11 protein-coding genes are annotated in these 17,173 nt (G+C 66.7%); 6 read left to right on the forward strand and 5 right to left on the reverse strand.

Features of this window, described 5'->3' with window-relative positions; genetic code table 11:
* Positions 1–3: 3 nt before the first annotated feature.
* Positions 4–3,084: a TonB-dependent receptor gene (locus PDM28_RS08300; RefSeq protein ID WP_311184428.1), complete on the reverse strand. Its 3,081-nt coding sequence runs from the start codon at positions 3,082–3,084 to the stop codon at positions 4–6.
* Between the two features lie 449 nt (positions 3,085–3,533).
* Between PDM28_RS08300 and PDM28_RS08305 the strand changes: the two genes are divergently transcribed.
* The 6 genes from PDM28_RS08305 to PDM28_RS08330 all read left to right on the forward strand — a co-directional run bounded on the left by PDM28_RS08305 (position 3,534) and on the right by PDM28_RS08330 (position 13,319).
* Positions 3,534–5,969, forward strand: coding sequence for a GH92 family glycosyl hydrolase (locus PDM28_RS08305; protein ID WP_311184429.1), 2,436 nt, complete (start codon positions 3,534–3,536; stop codon positions 5,967–5,969).
* A 70-nt stretch (positions 5,970–6,039) separates the two neighbouring features.
* Complete coding sequence (locus tag PDM28_RS08310) at positions 6,040–7,110, forward strand: LacI family DNA-binding transcriptional regulator (RefSeq protein WP_311184430.1); 1,071 nt, start codon at positions 6,040–6,042, stop codon at positions 7,108–7,110.
* A 44-nt stretch (positions 7,111–7,154) separates the two neighbouring features.
* Entirely contained in the window at positions 7,155–8,465 is a 1,311-nt protein-coding gene (gene fucP, locus PDM28_RS08315; protein WP_102945563.1) for an L-fucose:H+ symporter permease, read from the forward strand.
* A 7-nt stretch (positions 8,466–8,472) separates the two neighbouring features.
* On the forward strand, positions 8,473–9,471 hold the full coding sequence (locus PDM28_RS08320) for a carbohydrate kinase family protein (protein WP_311184431.1): 999 nt from the start codon (positions 8,473–8,475) through the stop codon (positions 9,469–9,471).
* A complete protein-coding gene (locus PDM28_RS08325) occupies positions 9,468–10,661 on the forward strand; it encodes an AGE family epimerase/isomerase (RefSeq protein WP_311184432.1) in 1,194 nt (397 codons plus the stop codon). Before PDM28_RS08320 ends, PDM28_RS08325 begins: the two co-directional genes overlap by 4 nt.
* A 51-nt stretch (positions 10,662–10,712) precedes the next feature.
* A complete protein-coding gene (locus PDM28_RS08330; RefSeq protein ID WP_311184433.1) occupies positions 10,713–13,319 on the forward strand; it encodes a beta-mannosidase in 2,607 nt (868 codons plus the stop codon).
* 107 nt (positions 13,320–13,426) lie between these two features.
* Here PDM28_RS08330 and mtnC read toward each other — a convergent pair whose 3' ends face one another.
* From mtnC to PDM28_RS08350, 4 genes are all read right to left on the reverse strand, one after another.
* The gene (mtnC, locus tag PDM28_RS08335; RefSeq protein ID WP_311184434.1) at positions 13,427–14,125 is read right to left on the reverse strand and encodes an acireductone synthase; all 699 of its coding nucleotides are present in this window, start codon (positions 14,123–14,125) and stop codon (positions 13,427–13,429) included.
* Between the two features lie 3 nt (positions 14,126–14,128).
* On the reverse strand, positions 14,129–14,686 hold the full coding sequence (locus tag PDM28_RS08340; RefSeq protein ID WP_102945558.1) for a 1,2-dihydroxy-3-keto-5-methylthiopentene dioxygenase: 558 nt from the start codon (positions 14,684–14,686) through the stop codon (positions 14,129–14,131).
* 98 nt (positions 14,687–14,784) lie between these two features.
* Positions 14,785–15,423 carry a methylthioribulose 1-phosphate dehydratase gene (locus tag PDM28_RS08345; RefSeq protein ID WP_311184435.1) on the reverse strand — a complete coding sequence of 213 codons (639 nt, stop codon included), beginning with the start codon at positions 15,421–15,423 and terminating at the stop codon, positions 14,785–14,787.
* A 286-nt stretch (positions 15,424–15,709) separates the two neighbouring features.
* Entirely contained in the window at positions 15,710–17,137 is a 1,428-nt protein-coding gene (locus tag PDM28_RS08350) for an amino acid permease (protein WP_311184436.1), read from the reverse strand.
* Positions 17,138–17,173: the final 36 nt, after the last annotated feature.

The raw sequence follows: 17,173 nt of genomic DNA on the forward strand, positions 1-17,173 counted from the left end.
TGCTTAGAACTTGTAGGTCGCGCCGAAGTACAGCTGGCGGCCGGAGTAGAGGCTGGAGATCAGGCGGGCATCGGTGTCGTTGCCGAGGTGGATGCGCTGCTCTTCCTTGGTGGCGTTCAGGACCGAAGCGGTGAAGGTCAGCGCGTCGGTGAAGTTGTAGGCCACATTGAGGTCGAGCTGTGCGTACGGCTCGGTGTACTCGGTCATGCCGCCATTCAAGCCACCGACCACTTCGCCACGGCGGTTGTACGAGGCGCGCGCCAGGAACGAGTCGTTCTCGTAGAACACGGTGAAGTTGGCCTGGTTCTTGGCGCTGCCGACCAGCGGCGATGCGCCGATGTTCTCGCCGTCGAGCACGATCGAAGCCAGGTTGGTGTCGTTGTAGGTGTAGTTGGCCTGCACGCCCAGACCGAAGTCGAAGGTGTACTGGCCATACAGTTCCACGCCCTGCGACACGCCGTCACGGCCGTTGGCCTGGGTCTCGTAGTCCTGCACGGTGACCGACTCGCCGCCGATCACCATCTGCACGTCACGCACGACCGGCACGGTGAAGTTGTCCACGTTCTTGCGGAACAGGCCGATACCCGCCACGGCACCCGGCTGGAAGTACCACTCCAGGCCGACGTCGAACTGGGTTGCCTCGAACGGTTCCAGGTCCTTGTTGCTGCCGTGGCCCTGCCAGCCTTCCTGCGGCGCGCCACCGGCGACGCGGCGGTCGTTGACATACTCAGCGCTGAAGTAGCTGAGTGCGCCCGGCGCGGCGATGCTGGTGTAGCTCGGACGTGCGATCACCTTGGACGCGGCGCCACGCAGCACCAGGTTGTCGGTGATGTCCCAGGCGATGTTGAAGCTCGGCAGGAAGTCCGTGTAGGTCTTGTCGGAGCCGATCAGCTCGAACGTCTTCTCACGGGCCAGGCTGTCGGGCAGGCGCACGAAGCCGCTTTCGCAACCGTAGTTCGGGAATGCCGCCGCGGCCGGGTCGTTGCACGACATCGGCGCGCCCGAGGCGTTGTCCAGGAAGTAGTCGTTGAAGCGTTCGATCGAGTCGCTGGACTGGGCGAACTGCTCGGTGCGGACCATGCGGACGCCGACGTTGCCGCGCAGGCGGTCGGTACGGAAGTTGGCCTGGAAGTAGCCGGCGTAGACCTTCTCGTTGACGTTGTAGACGAAGTCTTCTTCGGTCCGGTTGTGCGAACCGCCGTAGCGGTCGTTGAGGTAGTTGATGTAGGCCGGATAGTCGATGCCCGGGAACACGTTGGCGTCGAAACCGCCGCGGATGCCGGTGATCGGGTTGGACAGGAAGAAGCCCGGCTGGGCGATGCCCGCGGTGTTGTCGCAGCCCGCCTGGTAGCGGTTGTTGTCGTAGTCGGCCGGATCGGTGCCCGGGCAGACCCAGTAGGTGTTGCCGGTGTTGCGGTGGACCTTGCCGTCGCTGTACTTGGCGCCGAACTGGAACGAGTCCAGCCAGCCGGCTTCGAACAGCTTGGTGAAGTCGGCCTGGAAGTGGTTCTGCTTGACCTCGGTCTGCATCCAGGACGAATCGGTGGAGCCGGTGTCCACTTCAGCGATGCCGTTCATCAGCTGCTGCTGCAGGTCAGGCGAGAACGTGGCCGACGGGGTGCCGGTCAGGTCCCATGCGGAGTAGCGGTTGCCCGATTCCCACACGCCATCGACGCGACGGCGCGGCTTGGCCGACATGCGGAAGTTCATGGTCGGCCCACCCTCGGACCAGGTGCGGCCGCCGCTGAAGGACGCCTTCCAGAGCGGGCTGATGTCCCAGTCGATGCTCAGGTCGGCGGTCTGCGACAGCGCCTTTTCGCGGCTGTAGCCACCGGTCAGCTGCGGGGTGGGGATGGTGCAGTCGTCCGGACCCCAGCCACCCGGCGGCAGGCCGGCGGCAGCGGCTTCGTCTTCGCTGCAGTAGTAGGTCTTGCCGGCCAGCTTCTCGAACTGGGCGCCGGTGACGATGCTGCCGCTGGGATCCATCGTCAGTCCGTTGAGCAGGCGACCGCCGGCCCAGTTGCCGTCCTGGTTGTAGCGCGCCATGTTCCATTCCGGAATCTTGAGCATGTTCTGGGTGTAGTCACCCTGCAGCTCGAAGCGGAAGTAGTTGGCGGTCAGCGTGACGTTGTCGGTCGGCTTGAACTGGAAGGTGAACTGGCCACCGGTGCGCTCACGTTCTTCTTCCTTGACCGCGAAGTTCACCGAGGTGGGCATGAAGAAGTCGGTGTAGTTGTTGCCGTTCTGGTCGTTGAAGCCGGAGTTGCCCCACCAGTAGTTGACGCCGCCCTGGGTCAGCGCGTTGCCGTTGACATCGCGCGCGTCGGTGTCGGTGCCGTACCACTGGTAGTTCTCGGTGGTGGCTTCCATGGTGCGGCTGGTGCGCTTCTGGTTGGTCACGCCAACCAGCACGCCGAAGCGTTCGTCTTCGCTGTGCCAGGAGTACAGCGCGGACGCCTGCGGGTCGACGTCGGGGCTGGTGTCCGAGGAGGTGCCTTCCAGGGTCATGTAGCCGGAATTGGATTCCATCTCGAGCGGACGACGGGTATGCAGGATCACCGTGCCGCCGATGCCACCTTCGTCGATGCGCGCTTCGGGCGACTTGAACAGCTCGGCGCTGGACAGCATGTTCGACGGCAGCAGGGTGTAGTTGAACGAACGGCTGGCCTCGTCGTTGGTTTCCGAGGTGGCGATGTAGTTGCCGTTCAACTGGGTCAGGGTCAGGTCCGGATCCAGGCCGCGCACGCTGACGCTCTTGCCTTCGCCGCCGTCGCGGGTAATGACCACGCCCGGCACGCGCTGCAGCGAGTCGGCCACGTTCTTGTCGGGGAACTTGCCCACGTCTTCGGCGGTGATCACTTCGACCACGGCGTTGGCGTCGCGCTTCTGCTGCAGGCTCTTTTCGATGGCGTAGCGGTAGCCGGTGACCTGCACGCTGTCGAGCGTGGTCGCCGAGGGCGCTTCGGACGGGGTCGCGGCCTGCTGGGCGAACACGGTCGCCGGCACGAAGGCCGCGGCGGCCAGGGCAAAGGTGATCGCGGCGGACAATGCGTCGCGGCCGTGCATGCGGGACATCTGCTTCATTCCACTCTCTCCGTTGGATTGAATCGGTGCTGAGATTTCGTTGAATCGATCTAAAATTGGCAGCGGACCTGGCGAGCCCCCCAGCTCGCCGTGCCACGCATATGACGGTTCGGAGTTGGATCGATCTAAACCGCTGGCGGCGAATTTTTAACACGGTGGCGCCAGGGAAGCATGCTGCTCCGCAATATGGACGGCGGGGCCGGGAATGTGCCAAGGGCGCAGACGCCACAAGGGACAAGGGGTGGGCGGGGCTGTGAACGCTTCAGTTGCGCAGCGGGCGGGGCGCGGTGGGGCTGGCGGGATCGGGGCTGCGCTCATGTTGCGCCGCAGAATGCATCGGCGGATTGCCCCGTGGTTTACTTAAATCGATCTAAATTCACGCCGCCGTGACTTTGGAGCGATCCAAAACGCACCTCGCCTCACCGTCATCGACCCACAGGAACCACTGCATGCGCCGATTGCCGTCCCGCCTCGCCCTGACGACCTGCCTGGCCGTCGTGGCCTTCACCCCCATGCTGCAGGCCGCCCCGGCCGCGCTGGAGCGTGAGGTCAACACCTTCATCGGCAGCAAGGATGACGGCAACACCTTCCCGGGCGCCTCGGCCCCGTTCGGCCTGATCCAGGTCAGCCCGATCGGCGAGCACTACGCTGGCTGGCGCTATGACGACCCGAAGATCCGTGGCTTCGGCCATTCCTTCCTGTCCGGCGCGGGTTGCTGGGAGCAGGGCGGCCAGGTCTCGGTCCTGCCGGTGACCGGCAGCATCGGTCCGGGCGGCGACTTCGACACCGACAGCGCCAAGAGCTTCGACCAGAAGGCTTACGCCTCTGGCTACACCCATGAGGGCGAGGTCGGCCAGGCCGGCTACTACAAGGTGCGGCTGACCAGCTACGGCGGCATCGACGCCGAGGCCACCGCGCGCACCCGCGCCGCCGCCGAGCGCTATACCTTCCCGGCCGACGCCACTACCGGCCATGTGCTGGTCAACGTGGGCCAGGCCAACGAACGCCATTCGGTGATCGGCAGCGTGATCGACGTGGTCGGCGACCGCGTGGTCGAAGGCAAGCTCGTTACCAAGAGCTTCTGCGGCGGCCACCAGTACACCACCTGGTTCCGCATCGAGTTCGACCGCCCGTTCAAGGCGTTCGGTACGTGGGGCGAGGGGGGTGGCCTGCCCGGCGCGCGCCACGGCATGGAAGGCGAGCTCAAGCCCAGCGGGGCGTGGCTGAGTTTCGATACATCCAAGGGCCGCGCGGTGACGGCAGTCAGCGCCATTTCCCACGTCGACGCCGAAGGCGCGCGCGCCAACCTGCGCAGCGACGGCATGCAGGACGGCCGCCTGCTCGGCTTCGAGCGCATGCGCAGCCTCTCCCAGCAGCAGTGGCGCAAGGAGCTGTCCACCGTGCGCGTGGACAGCAAGCACGCCGATGACCGCACCGTGCTGTACACCGCGCTGTACCACGCGCTGCTGCAGCCGCTGACCGGCAGCGATGCCGACGGCCGTTACCGGGGCTATGACGACAACATCCACCGTGCCGACGGCTGGACCTACTACGAGTACTTCTCGCTGTGGGACACCTACCGGGCGCAGAACCAGTGGCTGGCGCTGACCCGTCCGCAGGTCACCCGCGACATCGGCCGCAGCCTGCTGGCGATCAACGAGCAGGGCGGTTGGCTGCCGCGCTGGGGCTACGCGAACTTCGAGACCAACATCATGACCGGCGACCCGGTCACCCCCTTCATGGTCGACCTGTGGCGCTTCGGCGCGCTGGCCGGGCGCGAAGGCGAGGCGTACACCGCGCTGCGCCGCAATGCGTTCGAGCTGCCGCCGATGAACTCGCGCCATGCCGGCCGCTCGGGCAACCCGGGTTATGTCGAGAACGGCTACGTCGCCTACGATCGCGCGTTCCCGTCCAAGGGCATGGACGTCGACCCGCACCACGGCGGCTCGGCGACGCTGGAATACGCGCTGGCCGACTGCGCGCTGGCGCAGATGGCCGACGGCCTGGGCCATGCCGACGACGCCGGCGTGCTGCGCCAGCGTGGCCGCAACTGGCAGAAGGTGTGGGACCCGAGCGTGCGCGACGAGGAAACCGGCATGAGCGGCTTCCCGCGTCCGCGCATGGACGATGGCAAGTGGTACCTGCCGGCCGACGGCCACTACAGCCCGCGTTCGCACCATGGCTTCCATGAAGGCACCGCGTGGCAGTACCAGTGGCTGGCCCAGCAGGACATTCCCGGCCTGGTCCAGGCCATGCACGGCCGCGAACAGGCCGGCAAACGCCTGGATGCCTTCTTCGCCTACGACGCCCTGCTGCAGTCGCCGCTGCAGGCCGCGCGCAAGGAGTGGGTGGTCGGTCCGTACAGCTACTACAACCAGTACCGCTACAACCCGAACAACGAGCCGGACCTGCACGCGCCGTGGATGTACACGCTGATCGGCCAGCCGTGGAAGACCGCCACGGTGGTGCGCGCCGCGCAGCAGCTGTTCACCAACGCGCCCAATGGCGTCACCGGCAACGATGACCTGGGCACGATGTCGGCCTGGTACCTGTTCAGTGCGCTGGGCCTCTACCCGGCGGTGCCGGGCAGCGGCCAGTTCCTGCTGCACGCACCGCGCTTTGCCAAGGTCGAAGTGGACCTGGGCCAGGGCCGCACGCTGCGCCTGCAGGCGCCGGGCGCCGACGGCCGCAAGCTCCAGTACGTGCAGGGCGTGCAGGTCGACGGCCAGGCGCACGCACCGGTGTGGATGGACTGGAACCGCCTGCAGCAGGGCGGCACCCTTTCCTACGCACTCGGCGACACCGCCCCGGAAGCCGGTTGGGGGACCCGGGTGGCCGACCTGCCGGTGTCCTACTGCGCCACGCCGGGGGCCGTGCTGGAATGAGCCGCCGCCCCGGTCCGCTGGCCGATGCGATCGTTTAGGCTTGCAGCACCATGACCCGACCGACGCCCCGATGAAAAAGGACACTTCCGCTGCCAAGGGAACCCGCGCCAGCACGCCCCGTGCCGGCGCCGCACGTGCGGTCACCGTGACCGACATCGCCGATGCCATCGGCGTGTCGCGCGCCACGGTGTCGCTGGTGCTGCGGGGCAGCCCGCTGGTCAATGTCGACACCCGTGCGCGGGTGGAGGCCGAACTGCGCCGGCAGCGCTATGTGTACAACCGCGGCGCGGCCAACCTGCGCCGCCGCACCTCGACCAGCGTGGCGCTGGTGATCAACGATCTGTCCAACCCGTTCTTCGCCGAATTCGCCTCCGGCGTCGACGAAGCGCTGGGCGCGAAGGGCTACGTGACCCTGCTCGGCAGCACCGGCGAGTCGCCCGAGCGGCAGCAGGCGGTGCTGACCACCCTGATGGAACACACCCCGGCCGGGCTGATCCTGTCGCCGGCCGAAGGCAGCGACGCCACCGAGGTACGCCAGGCACTGGGCTTCAATGCCAACGTGCTGCTGTTCAACCGCGAACTCAACGGCGGCGACTGGGATTTCCTTACCCTGGACAACCAGCAGGGCGCCTACCTCGCGACCCGCCACCTGATCGAGCGCGGCCACCAGCGCATCGCGTTCTTCGGTGGTCATGCCGATTCCAGTTCCTGCCACCAGCGCCGCACCGGCTATGCGCAGGCGCTGGCCGAGGCAGGGCTGAAGGTGCAGCCGGACTGGCTGATCGAATCAGCGCCCAACCGTCTTGAAGCCGCCGCGCGTTCGGGCGAGCTGTTCGCCGGCGAAGTGCCCACCGCTGCAGTCTGCTACAACGACACCGTGGCGCTGGGCCTGATGCTGGGCCTGGCCTCGCGCGGCGTGCAACCGGGCCGCGATTTCGCGGTGACCGGTTTCGATGACATTTCCGAAGCAGCGGTGGCGATGCCGCCGCTGACCACGCTCACCGTGAACCCCCGCGAGCGCGGCCGCCAAGCGGCCGAACTGCTGCTGCAACGCCTGGACGATCCCACCGCCGCACCGCGCCGCACCGTGGCGCCGGTACAGCTCCGTATCCGTGACAGCAGCGGCCCCGCCGTAGGCTGATTTCGACTCCCTTTCACCCGCCCGCGCAATGAGGCGCGTACCGCATGCCCATTTCTCCAACGCCACGCCTGCCCACCTCGTCTTCCACCGCACCCGTGGTCAACACGCGCATGGCGTTGGCGGTCGCCACCACGATCTTCTTCATGTGGGGCTTCCTGACCTGCCTCAACGACATCCTGATTCCGCACCTGAAGGCGGTGTTCGAACTGAACTACGCCAAGGCGATGCTGGTCCAGTTCACCTTCTTCGGCGCGTACTTCCTGATGTCGCTGCCGGCCGGCCGGCTGGTCGCGCACCTGGGCTACAAGAAGGGCATCGTGGCCGGCCTGGCCATTGCCGCGGTCGGTGCGCTGGGCTTCTGGCCGGCCGCCGAACTGCGAGTGTATGAAGCCTTCCTCGGTGCGCTGTTCGTACTGGCCACCGGCATCACCGTGCTGCAGGTGGCGGCCAACCCGTACGTGGCATTGCTGGGCCCGGAACAGACCGCCTCGAGCCGGCTGACCCTGGCGCAGGCACTGAACTCGCTCGGCACGGCGATCGCGCCGATCTTCGGTGGGCTGCTGATCCTGGGCAACACGGTCAAGAGCGCCGACGAACTGGCCGCGCTGGGCGCCGCCGAACAGCTGGCCTACCGCACCCAGGAAGCACAGGCGGTGCAGGGCCCGTACGTGGGCCTGGCGATCGCGCTGGCGCTGCTGGCGGTGTTCGTCTACCTGTTCCGCCTGCCGGCACTGAACGAGACCACCGAGCAGGCCGACACCGGCAGCCACACGCTGATGGATGCGCTGCGCCATCGCCACGTGCTGTTCGGCGTGCTCGGCATCTTTTTCTACGTGGGTGCGGAAGTGTCGATCGGCAGCTTCCTGGTCAACTACCTGTCCATGCCGAACATCGGCGGCCTCACCGAACAGCAGGCGACCGGTTACGTGTCGGCGTACTGGACCATGGCGATGGTCGGCCGCTTCGCCGGCTCGGCGATCATGACCCGGTTCTCGCCGCGCATCCTGCTCACCCTGTTCGCCGGGGCCAATGCGTTGCTGCTGGCACTCACCATGGCGACCGAAGGCCACGTGGCGATGTACTCGGTGGTGGCGATCGGCCTGTTCAATTCGATCATGTTCCCGACCATCTTCGCGCTCAGCATCGAGCGCCTGGGTCCGCTGACCAACAAGGCCTCGAGCCTGCTGATCATGGCCATCGTCGGTGGCGCGATCATTCCGTTCCTGCAGGGCCTGCTGGCCGACCGCATCGGCCTGCACCTGTCTTTCATCCTGCCGTTGCTGTGCTACGGCTACATCCTCTTCTATGGCATGTGGGGCTCGCGCCCGCGTGCCGGTTTCAGCCAGGGGGGCTGAGCGCGTCATGACCAAGATTGTTTGTTTCGGCGAAATTTTGATCGATCTACTTGCACAGCCGCCGGCCACCCCGGACACCCCGCGTGCATTCCTGCAGTACGCCGGCGGCGCGCCGGCCAACGTTGCGGTGGCCGCAGCGCGCCTCGGCGCCGACACCCATTTCGCCGGCATGCTCGGCCAGGACATGTTCGGCGACTTCCTCGCCGACAGCCTTGCCAGCGCCGGGGTCGCCACCGACTGCATCGTGCGCACCGACGCGGCCAAGACCGCGCTGGCGTTCGTGGCGCTGGACGCACACGGCGAGCGCAGTTTCAGCTTCTACCGGCCGCCGGCGGCGGACCTGCTGTTCCGCGCCGAGCATTTCAGCCCGGCCTGTTTCGAGGGCACCCGCAGCTTCCACGTGTGCTCCAACAGCCTGACCGAGGGCGCCATCGCCCAGGCCACGCTGGACGGCATGCAGCGTGCACGCGCCGCCGGTGCGATGGTCAGCATCGACCTCAACCTGCGCCCGGCGTTGTGGCCGGCCGAGGTCGATCCGACCGACACGCTGTGGCAGGCGCTGGTGCTGGCCGACCTGGTCAAGCTCTCGCGCGAGGAACTGGATTTCCTGGCCGCGCCGCTGGGCGCCGACGGCGGCAGCGTGGTCATCCAGCGCCTGCTGGCCGCCCACGCGCACGCCGTGGTGGTCACCGACGGTGCCGCGCCGATGCGCTGGCACACCCGGCATGGCAATGGCGTGGTCACCGGCTTCCAGGTGCCTACCGTGGACACCACTGCAGCCGGTGATGCGTTCGTGGGTGGGCTGCTGTTCGCCCTTGGCGAGCGCGGCGCCGACGGTCCGGCCTTCGCCGGTTTCTGTGCCGATCCGGCCGCCCTGAAGGATGCCATTCGTTTTGGTGCCGCGGTCGGCGCGCTGGCGGTGACCCGCAAGGGCGCGTTCGCCGCGATGCCGAGCCTGGCCGATGTCCAGCAACTGCTGCAGCAACAACAGGAAATTCCCGCATGACCACCGCCGTTCCCGCCCAGCCTGATTTCCGTTCGCCCGACTTCCTGCGCGCGCATATCGCGCAGAGCATGGCGTTCTACCAACCGAACGAGATCGACCCGAACGGCGGCTTCTTCCACTACTACCGTGACGATGGCAGCGTGTACGACAGCAGCCACCGCCACCTGGTGAGCAGTACCCGTTTCGTGTTCAACCATGCGATGGCTTATCGCGAGTTCGGCAAGCCAGAAGACCTTGAAGCAGTGAAGCACGGGATCCGTTTCCTGCGCGACGTACACCGCAATCCAGTCACGGGCGGCTATGCCTGGACGCTGCGCGACGGCGTGGTCGAAGATGCCACCAACCACTGCTACGGCGTAGCGTTCGTGCTGCTGGCCTACAGCTGTGCGCTGAAGGCGGGCATCGAAGCCGCGCGCGGCTGGATGGACGAGACCTGGAACCTGCTGGAAACCCGCTTCTGGGAGCCGGAATTCGGCCTGTACAAGGACGAGGCCGACGCCGACTGGAACTTCAGCGACTACCGGGGCCAGAACGCCAACATGCACATGTGCGAGGCGATGCTGGCTGCGTTCGAGGCCAGCGGCGAAGCGCGCTACCGTGACCGCGCCCTGCTGCTTGCCGACCACATGACCCGTCGCCAGGCGGCGCAGGGCGAGGGGCTGGTCTGGGAACACTACGACCGCAACTGGCAGATCGACTGGAACTACAACCTCGACAATCCCAAGCACCTGTTCCGTCCGTGGGGCTTCCAGCCGGGGCACCAGACCGAATGGGCCAAGCTGCTGCTGATCCTGGATCGCCACGTGCAGGCCGACTGGCTGGTACCGACCGCGCGTTCGCTGTTCGACACGGCCGTTGCAAACAGTTGGGATGACGTGAACGGTGGGCTGGTCTATGGGTTCGCGCCCGATGGCACCGTGTGCGACAACGACAAATACTTCTGGGTGCAGGCCGAGTCGCTGGCGACTGCTGCGTTGCTGGCCGCACGTACTGGCGAGGCCATGTACTGGGAATGGTACGACCGCCTGTGGGCGTACTCGTGGGCGCACATGATCGACCATCAGTACGGTGCCTGGTACCGCATCCTGGACGTGCAGAACCGCAAGTACAGCGACGAGAAGAGCCCGGCGGGCAAGACCGATTACCACACCATGGGCGCGTGTTACGAAGTGCTCAACGTGGTGCGCTGAGTTCGATTCGAGTGGCAACAACGGGGTGAGTGCATGAAGCAGTGGGCGTGGGTGTCGGGTCTTGTTCTGCTGCTTGCGCTTCATGCGCTCCCCACTGCCGCCGCGCCGTTGCAGGCGCAGTGGTCGTTCCGGCTGCTGCCGGGCAATGCGCAGGTGAAGGCGCATCCGGAGGCGGCCGACTGGCGAGCCGCCTCCGTGCCCGGCTCGGTGCATACCGACCTGCTGGCCGCGAAGCTCATTCCCGACCCGTACGCCGGTGCGCCGGAAGCCGCCCTGCAGTGGATCGGGCTGGCAGACTGGGAGTACCAGGCCCGGTTCGATGTGGATGCCGCCACCCTGGCGCGCGCGCATGCCGAACTGGTGTTCGAAGGGTTGGACACCTTTGCTGATGTCAGTCTCAACGGCCGGCCGCTGTTGCGTGCCGACAACAGCCACCGTACTTGGCGGGCGCCTGTTGCAGGCCAGCTGCGTGCCCGCGGCAACGAACTGCGCGTGGTGATCCGCTCGCCGATCACCACGCTGCTGCCGGGCGTGCAGGCGATGCCGCACAAGATTGCAGGCAACTACCCGTCGCCGTACGGCGATGAACCGCGCGATGCGATGGTCGGCAATTTCGTACGCAAGCCCGGTTACCACTTCGGTTGGGACTGGGGCCCGCGCTATGTCACCGCCGGCATCTGGCGGCCGGTGCGGCTTGAGAGCTGGAACGTGCAGCGGATCACCGATGTAGCGGTGCAGGCCACGGCACTCGACGCACAGCGCGCTGCGCTGCAGGTCCAGGTGGAGGTGGAAGCCGCTGCGGCACGGCAGGCGACGGTGCAGGTGGAGATGCTGGATCCGGAAGGCCGCGTTGCGGCTACGGCGACGCAGCCGGCGGCACTGCGGGCCGGTGTACAGGTCGTGTCGGTGCCGGTTGCGCTGGCCAAGCCTCGCCGCTGGTGGCCGGTCGGGCAGGGCGAGCAGGCGCGTTACACCGTGCGCGCGCGCGTGGATGGCGGTACGCCCGACGCGGCGGAGCGCAGCATCCGTACCGGCCTGCGCACGGTCGAGCTGCGTCGCGAGGAGGACGCCAAGGGTGGGCAGGGTTTCACCTTCGTCATCAACGGCGTGCCGATCTTCGCCAAGGGTGCCAACGTCATTCCGTTCGACATGTTCCCGGCCCGGGTCGATCCGGCACGCATACGGCGCGAACTCACCGCCGCGCGCGACGCCAACATGAACATGCTGCGCAACTGGGGCGGCGGTTACTACGAAGACGACGCGTTCTTCAACATCGCCGACGAACTGGGGCTGCTGGTCTGGCAGGACTTCATGTTCGGCGGCGGCATGCAGCCGGGCTACGATCCGGCGTTCCGCGCCAACGTGGTGGCCGAGGCGCGCGACAACGTGCGCCGCCTGCGTCGCCATCCGAGCGTGGTGCTGTGGTGTGGCAACAATGAAGAAGAAACCGCGTGGAAGGACTGGGGCCACGGCAAGGACCTCAAGGCGGCCGATCCGGTGTTCGCAGCCAAGGTGTGGCAGGGGTACGTGGACCTGTTCGGCAACGACCTGCGCCAGGTGGTAGGCGAGGAAGGTCTGGGCGTGCCGTACTGGTCGAGCTCGCCGAGCAACGACCTGGATACCGTGGCCAACGATTCGACCCGGGGCGACAAGCACTACTGGCAGGTCTGGGGCAATCCGGCGTTACCGGTGCAGGCCTACCTGCGCGAGACCCCGCGTTTCATGTCCGAGTACGGGCTGCAGGCGTGGCCGGTGCTGCGGACGCTGGATGGCATCATTCCGGAAAGCGAGCGACAGGTGGACAGCACCACCGTGCGTGCGCACCAGAAGTTCATGGCGGGCGAGGGCAACCAGCGCCTGCTGCAGTACATCGAACGCGAGTTCGGCACGCCGCGCGACTTCGCCGATTTCGTCTACCTGAGCCAGGTGATGCAGGCCGAGGGTATCGAACTGGCGGCGCTGCATCATCGTGCGTCGCGCCCGTACACGATGGGGTCGCTGTACTGGCAGCTCAATGATGTGTGGCCCGGCGCGTCATGGTCGAGCATCGATCATGCCGGGCGTTGGAAAGCGCTGCATTTCCATGCGAAGCGGTTCTTCGCCGACCATGCGGTGGCCGCGTTGCGCGACGAGGGTGTGACCCGGGTAAGCCTGCTCAACGACCTGCAGCAGCCGTTGAAGGCGCAGTGGCGGGTGCGGGTGATGGATGTGGAGGGTCGGCAGATTTCGAAACAGCAGCACGCGGTAGTGGTGCCGGCGCTGTCGGCGCTGGAAGTGGGGCGATTCGCCGATGCGCAACTGCTGGGCAATGCCGATCCGGCACGGACGGTGGCCGTGGTGGAGCTGCTGAAGGGTACGAAGGTGCTGTCGCGGCAGGTGGTCTATTTCGCGGCGGCGAAAGACATGCGGTTGCCGAAGGCGAAGATCGAGACGCGGTGGCTGCAGGACGGTGATGACAGCGCGCTGGAGCTGCGCTCGGCACAGTTGGCTCGCGGCGTGTGGGTGGCGTTCGAGGGGTTCGATGCCACCCTGGACGACAATGCGTTCGACCTGGTGCCGGGTGAGGCGGTACGCGTGCGGGTCAGCGCGGATGCGGATATGCACGCGTTGAAGGACGCGTTGCAGCTTCGATCCGTAGTGGACGCGGTCGGAAGGTAATCGCCTGCGCCGGCTACCGCGAGGACGCGCATGGCGTGTCCCTACGCGATCTTGCATCGAGCGCTGATGCGTAGCGACACGCCATGCGTGTCCCACGCAATGGCCGGTTACACCGTGATCTGCTGGAAATTCTCGACCCGGTCATGCCCGTGCGTCGCGTCCCCGGTACGCGGCATCGGGTAATCATCCAGGCGGTCCAGCAGGCGCGTCTGCAGCCCGGCTTCGCGCGCGGCGTCCAGTTCTTCGACGACGTCGGACAGGAACACGATCTGCCCGGCGGGCACGCCAATCGCCTTGACGATGTTGCGGTAGCTCTCCGCGTCGCGCTTGCCGCCGATCTCGGTGTCGAACCAGCCGGACACCAGGTGGGTCAGGTTGCCGGCTTCGCTGAAGCCGAAGAACTGCTTCTGGGCGGGCACGGAGCCGGAGGAGTACACGTACAGGGGCTTGCCTTCGGCGTGCCAGCCTTCGAGCACGGCGGCGACCTCGGGGTAGAAATGCGCCTTGTAGTCGCCGTTGCGGTAACCGGCTTCCCAGATCATGCCCTGCAGCGCCTTCAGCGCGGTGTGCTTGCGGTCCTGGTCGATCCAGCCCTGCAGGGTTTCCACGATCAGGGCGTCCTGGCAGGCACCGCCGATCTCCACGGCGACCGCATCCAGCCAGCGACGCACTTCCGGCTCCTGGCCGTGCGCGGCGACGTAGGCCGGCAGGGCCTTGCGCGCATACGGGAACAGCACGTTCTTGACGAAGGAGATGCTGCTGGTGGTGCCTTCGATGTCGGTGAGGATGACGGTGGGGTGGGGCATGGATCAGGACGCCTTGGTCGGAACGTAACGGGGGAATTTCTGTGCGATGTCGGTGCCGGTGAAGTGGCCGACCCAGCCGTCCGGTTCGGTGAAAAAGCGGATCGCGACGAAGCTGGGCTCATCGCCCATGTCGAACCAGTGGGTGGTGCCGTCGGGCACGGCGATCAGATCGTCCTTCACGCACTCGATTTCGTAGACCTTGTCGTCGACGTGCAGGGTGAACAGGCCGGAGCCGGCGACGAAGAAGCGGACTTCGTCTTCCTTGTGGAAGTGCTCGTCGAGGAACTTCCTGCGGAGTTCGGCGCGGTTGGGGTTGTCCGGGGCGATCGAGGCGACGTCGACGCTCTTGAAGCCGTGCTCGGCGACCAGGCGGTCGATGTCGCTGCGGTAGGCGGCGAACACCTCGTCCTGGCTGGCGCCGGGAGCGACTTCATGGGCGGCCTGCCAGCGCTCGAAGGTGACGCCGATCTTCTTCAGTTCGGCAGCGATGAGCGCGCCGTCCTGGGTGTCCAGCAGCGGGGCGTCTGGGGCGTGGTCGTCGTAAATGCGCAGTCGGCTCATGGCGGCAGCTTGAACTGGTGGGGGAAACAGAGTGTGTAGTGCCGGGCTCTGCCCGGCAAGCTTCCGGCCGCTGGCCGGCAACCTTACGGCTGGAACGCTCAGGGCCCGCGCAGCTTGCGCAGCTCGAGCTCGCAATGCAGGAGGAATTCGATGGCTTCCAGGTGGCGACGGGCTTCGGCCATGTCGCGGCCCCAGGCGTACAGGCCATGGCCGTCGATCAGGTAGCCCCACATGCAGCCTTCGTCGAGCCTGGCTTCGACCTTGGCGGCGAGTTCGTCCATGTCCTGGGTGTTGGGGAACACCGGGATCTCGACGGCGGTTTCATGGGTGGTGTTGCCGTGGAAGGCCTTCAACAGTTCGTAGCCTTCGATCCGGATGTGGCCGTTGGCGGCATACAGGCGCGAGGCGATGGTCTGCACGGGCGAGTGGGTGTGCAGGACGCAGCCGATTTCGGGGAAGCGGCGGTACAGCTGGGTATGCAGCAGGGTTTCGGCGGAGGGACGCAGCGGGCGGCCGACGGCCTTGCCGTCGAAGTCGACGACCATGATGTCGTCTTCGATCAGGCGACCCTTGTCCTTGCCGGACACGGTGATCGCGGCGTGCTGGTCGTCCAGCCGGTGCGAAAAGTTGCTGCTGGTCGCGGGGGTCCACCCGGCCTGGGCCAGTTCGCGGATGTTGTCGATCAGCACCTGGGCCAGCTCGCTCAGCCGGGTCGTGTCGTAGGGGGTGTTGTTCATTGGGACATTTTACCTGCGAATGCATGGAAGGGCAGGTAAAGGGATGAGCAAACACCAGGCCAGGCGGGCTGTTCCCATGGCCACCGACCCAGTGTCGAGGGCCGGCGGGGGTGGGGGTACGGGGGGCTTTACGAAACATGGATGTTTCGTAAGAGCCTCCAAGGATGGATTCACGGCGCCCCCCCGTACCCCCGCCCCCGCCGGCCCAGCCAGGGGATGCATCAGACGAGGGCGGTTCGCCTGGATGCGTGAAGCAGCCGGGCAGAGCCCGGCTCTACGGGAGCCGTCAGCGGTTGCGCAGGCGGCTGTGGCGGTAGCTGTAGCCGAAGTAGATCGCGAAGCCCACGACGGTCCAGACGCCCATCAGCATCCAGTTGTGCATCGTCATGGCCGAGAGCAGGGCCAGGCAGCTGAGCACGCCCAGGCTGCAGACCAGCCAGGCGGCCGGGATGCGGAAGGGGCGGGGCAGGTCCGGCTGGGTGCGGCGCAGGACCAGGACGCCGGCGCAGACGGCGGCGAAGGCGATCAGGGTGCCCATCGAGGTCAGTTCGCCGAGGATGTCCAGCGGGAACAGGGCCGCCAGCAGGGCGATGCCGATGCCGGTGATGACGGTGTTGATGTGCGGGGTGCGGTACTTCGGGTGGATCTTGGTGAACACCGGCGGCAGCAGGCCGTCGCGGCCCATGATCATGAAGATGCGCGGCTGGCCGATGATCATCACCAGCACCACCGAGCTCAGGCCGATCAGTGCGCCGATTTCGACCACCACCCGCAACCAGCCCAGCTGGGGATGCGCGGCCACGGCGGTGACCACCGGCTCGTCGGTGCCCAGCAGCGTGTAGGGCACCAGGCCGGTCATCACCGCGGCCATGGCGATGTAGAGCACGGTGCAGATCACCAGCGACAGCAGCATGCCGATCGGCATGTCGCGCTGCGGGCGGTGCGATTCCTGAGCGGCGACCGAAACCGCCTCGAAGCCGATGTAGGCGAAGAACACCATCGCCGCGCCGCGCAGCACGCCTTCCATGCCGTACTTGCCCGGGCCCTGGTTTTCCGGAATGAACGGGGACCAGTTGGCCGGGTCGACGTACTTCCAGCCGACCACGATGACCAGCACGATCAGGCCGGTCTTCAGGATGACCATGGCCATGTTCATCGCCGAGGACTTGCTGATGCCGACGTAGCACAGCCAGGTCAGCAGCAGGACCAGGATGGCGGCCGGAATGTTGGCGATCGCGCCGGTCGGGCGCAGCTGGGCGTCCAGCGGGGCGCTGACCAGCGCCGTTGGCAGGTAGATGTCGAAATGACTGAGCAGGCTGAGGAAGTAGCCGGTCCAGCTGACCGCCACCGCCGAGGCCGAGACGCCATATTCCAGCACCAGCATCCAGCCGATGAACCAGGCGGCCAGTTCGCCGAAGGTGGCGTAGGTGTAGGTGTAGGCACTGCCGGAGACGGGCACCATCGAGGCGAACTCGGCGTAGGCCATGGCGCAGAACGCGCAGCAGATCGCGGCCAGCACGAACGACAGCATGATCGCCGGGCCGGCGTGGTTGGCGGCGGCCTGGCCGGTGATGACGAAGATGCCGCCGCCGATCACCGCGCCGATGCCCAGCGCGGTCAGGCCCCACGGGCCCAGATGGCGCTTCAGGCTCAGGCCGTTGGCGTCTTCATGCGCCGCATGCGGGTGCTTGGTCGCCCACAGTTGTTTGAACATCGATCAATTTCCGTCAAAGAACAGGGCCGGCGATGC

It is taken from the genome of Stenotrophomonas aracearum, assembly GCF_031834615.1.
Lineage (GTDB): Bacteria > Pseudomonadota > Gammaproteobacteria > Xanthomonadales > Xanthomonadaceae > Stenotrophomonas > Stenotrophomonas aracearum.

What these genes read in the sequence shown, in the direction of transcription:
- PDM28_RS08310 (WP_311184430.1), top strand. Translation starts at nt 6,040, where the DNA reads ATGAAAAAGGACACTTCCGCTGCCAAGGGAACCCGCGCCAGCACGCCC.
- PDM28_RS08305 (WP_311184429.1), top strand. Translation starts at nt 3,534, where the DNA reads ATGCGCCGATTGCCGTCCCGCCTCGCCCTGACGACCTGCCTGGCCGTC.
- mtnC (WP_311184434.1), bottom strand. Translation starts at nt 14,125, where the DNA reads ATGCCCCACCCCACCGTCATCCTCACCGACATCGAAGGCACCACCAGC.
- PDM28_RS08300 (WP_311184428.1), bottom strand. Translation starts at nt 3,084, where the DNA reads ATGAAGCAGATGTCCCGCATGCACGGCCGCGACGCATTGTCCGCCGCG.
- PDM28_RS08345 (WP_311184435.1), bottom strand. Translation starts at nt 15,423, where the DNA reads ATGAACAACACCCCCTACGACACGACCCGGCTGAGCGAGCTGGCCCAG.
- PDM28_RS08320 (WP_311184431.1), top strand. Translation starts at nt 8,473, where the DNA reads ATGACCAAGATTGTTTGTTTCGGCGAAATTTTGATCGATCTACTTGCA.
- PDM28_RS08340 (WP_102945558.1), bottom strand. Translation starts at nt 14,686, where the DNA reads ATGAGCCGACTGCGCATTTACGACGACCACGCCCCAGACGCCCCGCTG.
- PDM28_RS08350 (WP_311184436.1), bottom strand. Translation starts at nt 17,137, where the DNA reads ATGTTCAAACAACTGTGGGCGACCAAGCACCCGCATGCGGCGCATGAA.
- fucP (WP_102945563.1), top strand. Translation starts at nt 7,155, where the DNA reads ATGCCCATTTCTCCAACGCCACGCCTGCCCACCTCGTCTTCCACCGCA.
- PDM28_RS08325 (WP_311184432.1), top strand. Translation starts at nt 9,468, where the DNA reads ATGACCACCGCCGTTCCCGCCCAGCCTGATTTCCGTTCGCCCGACTTC.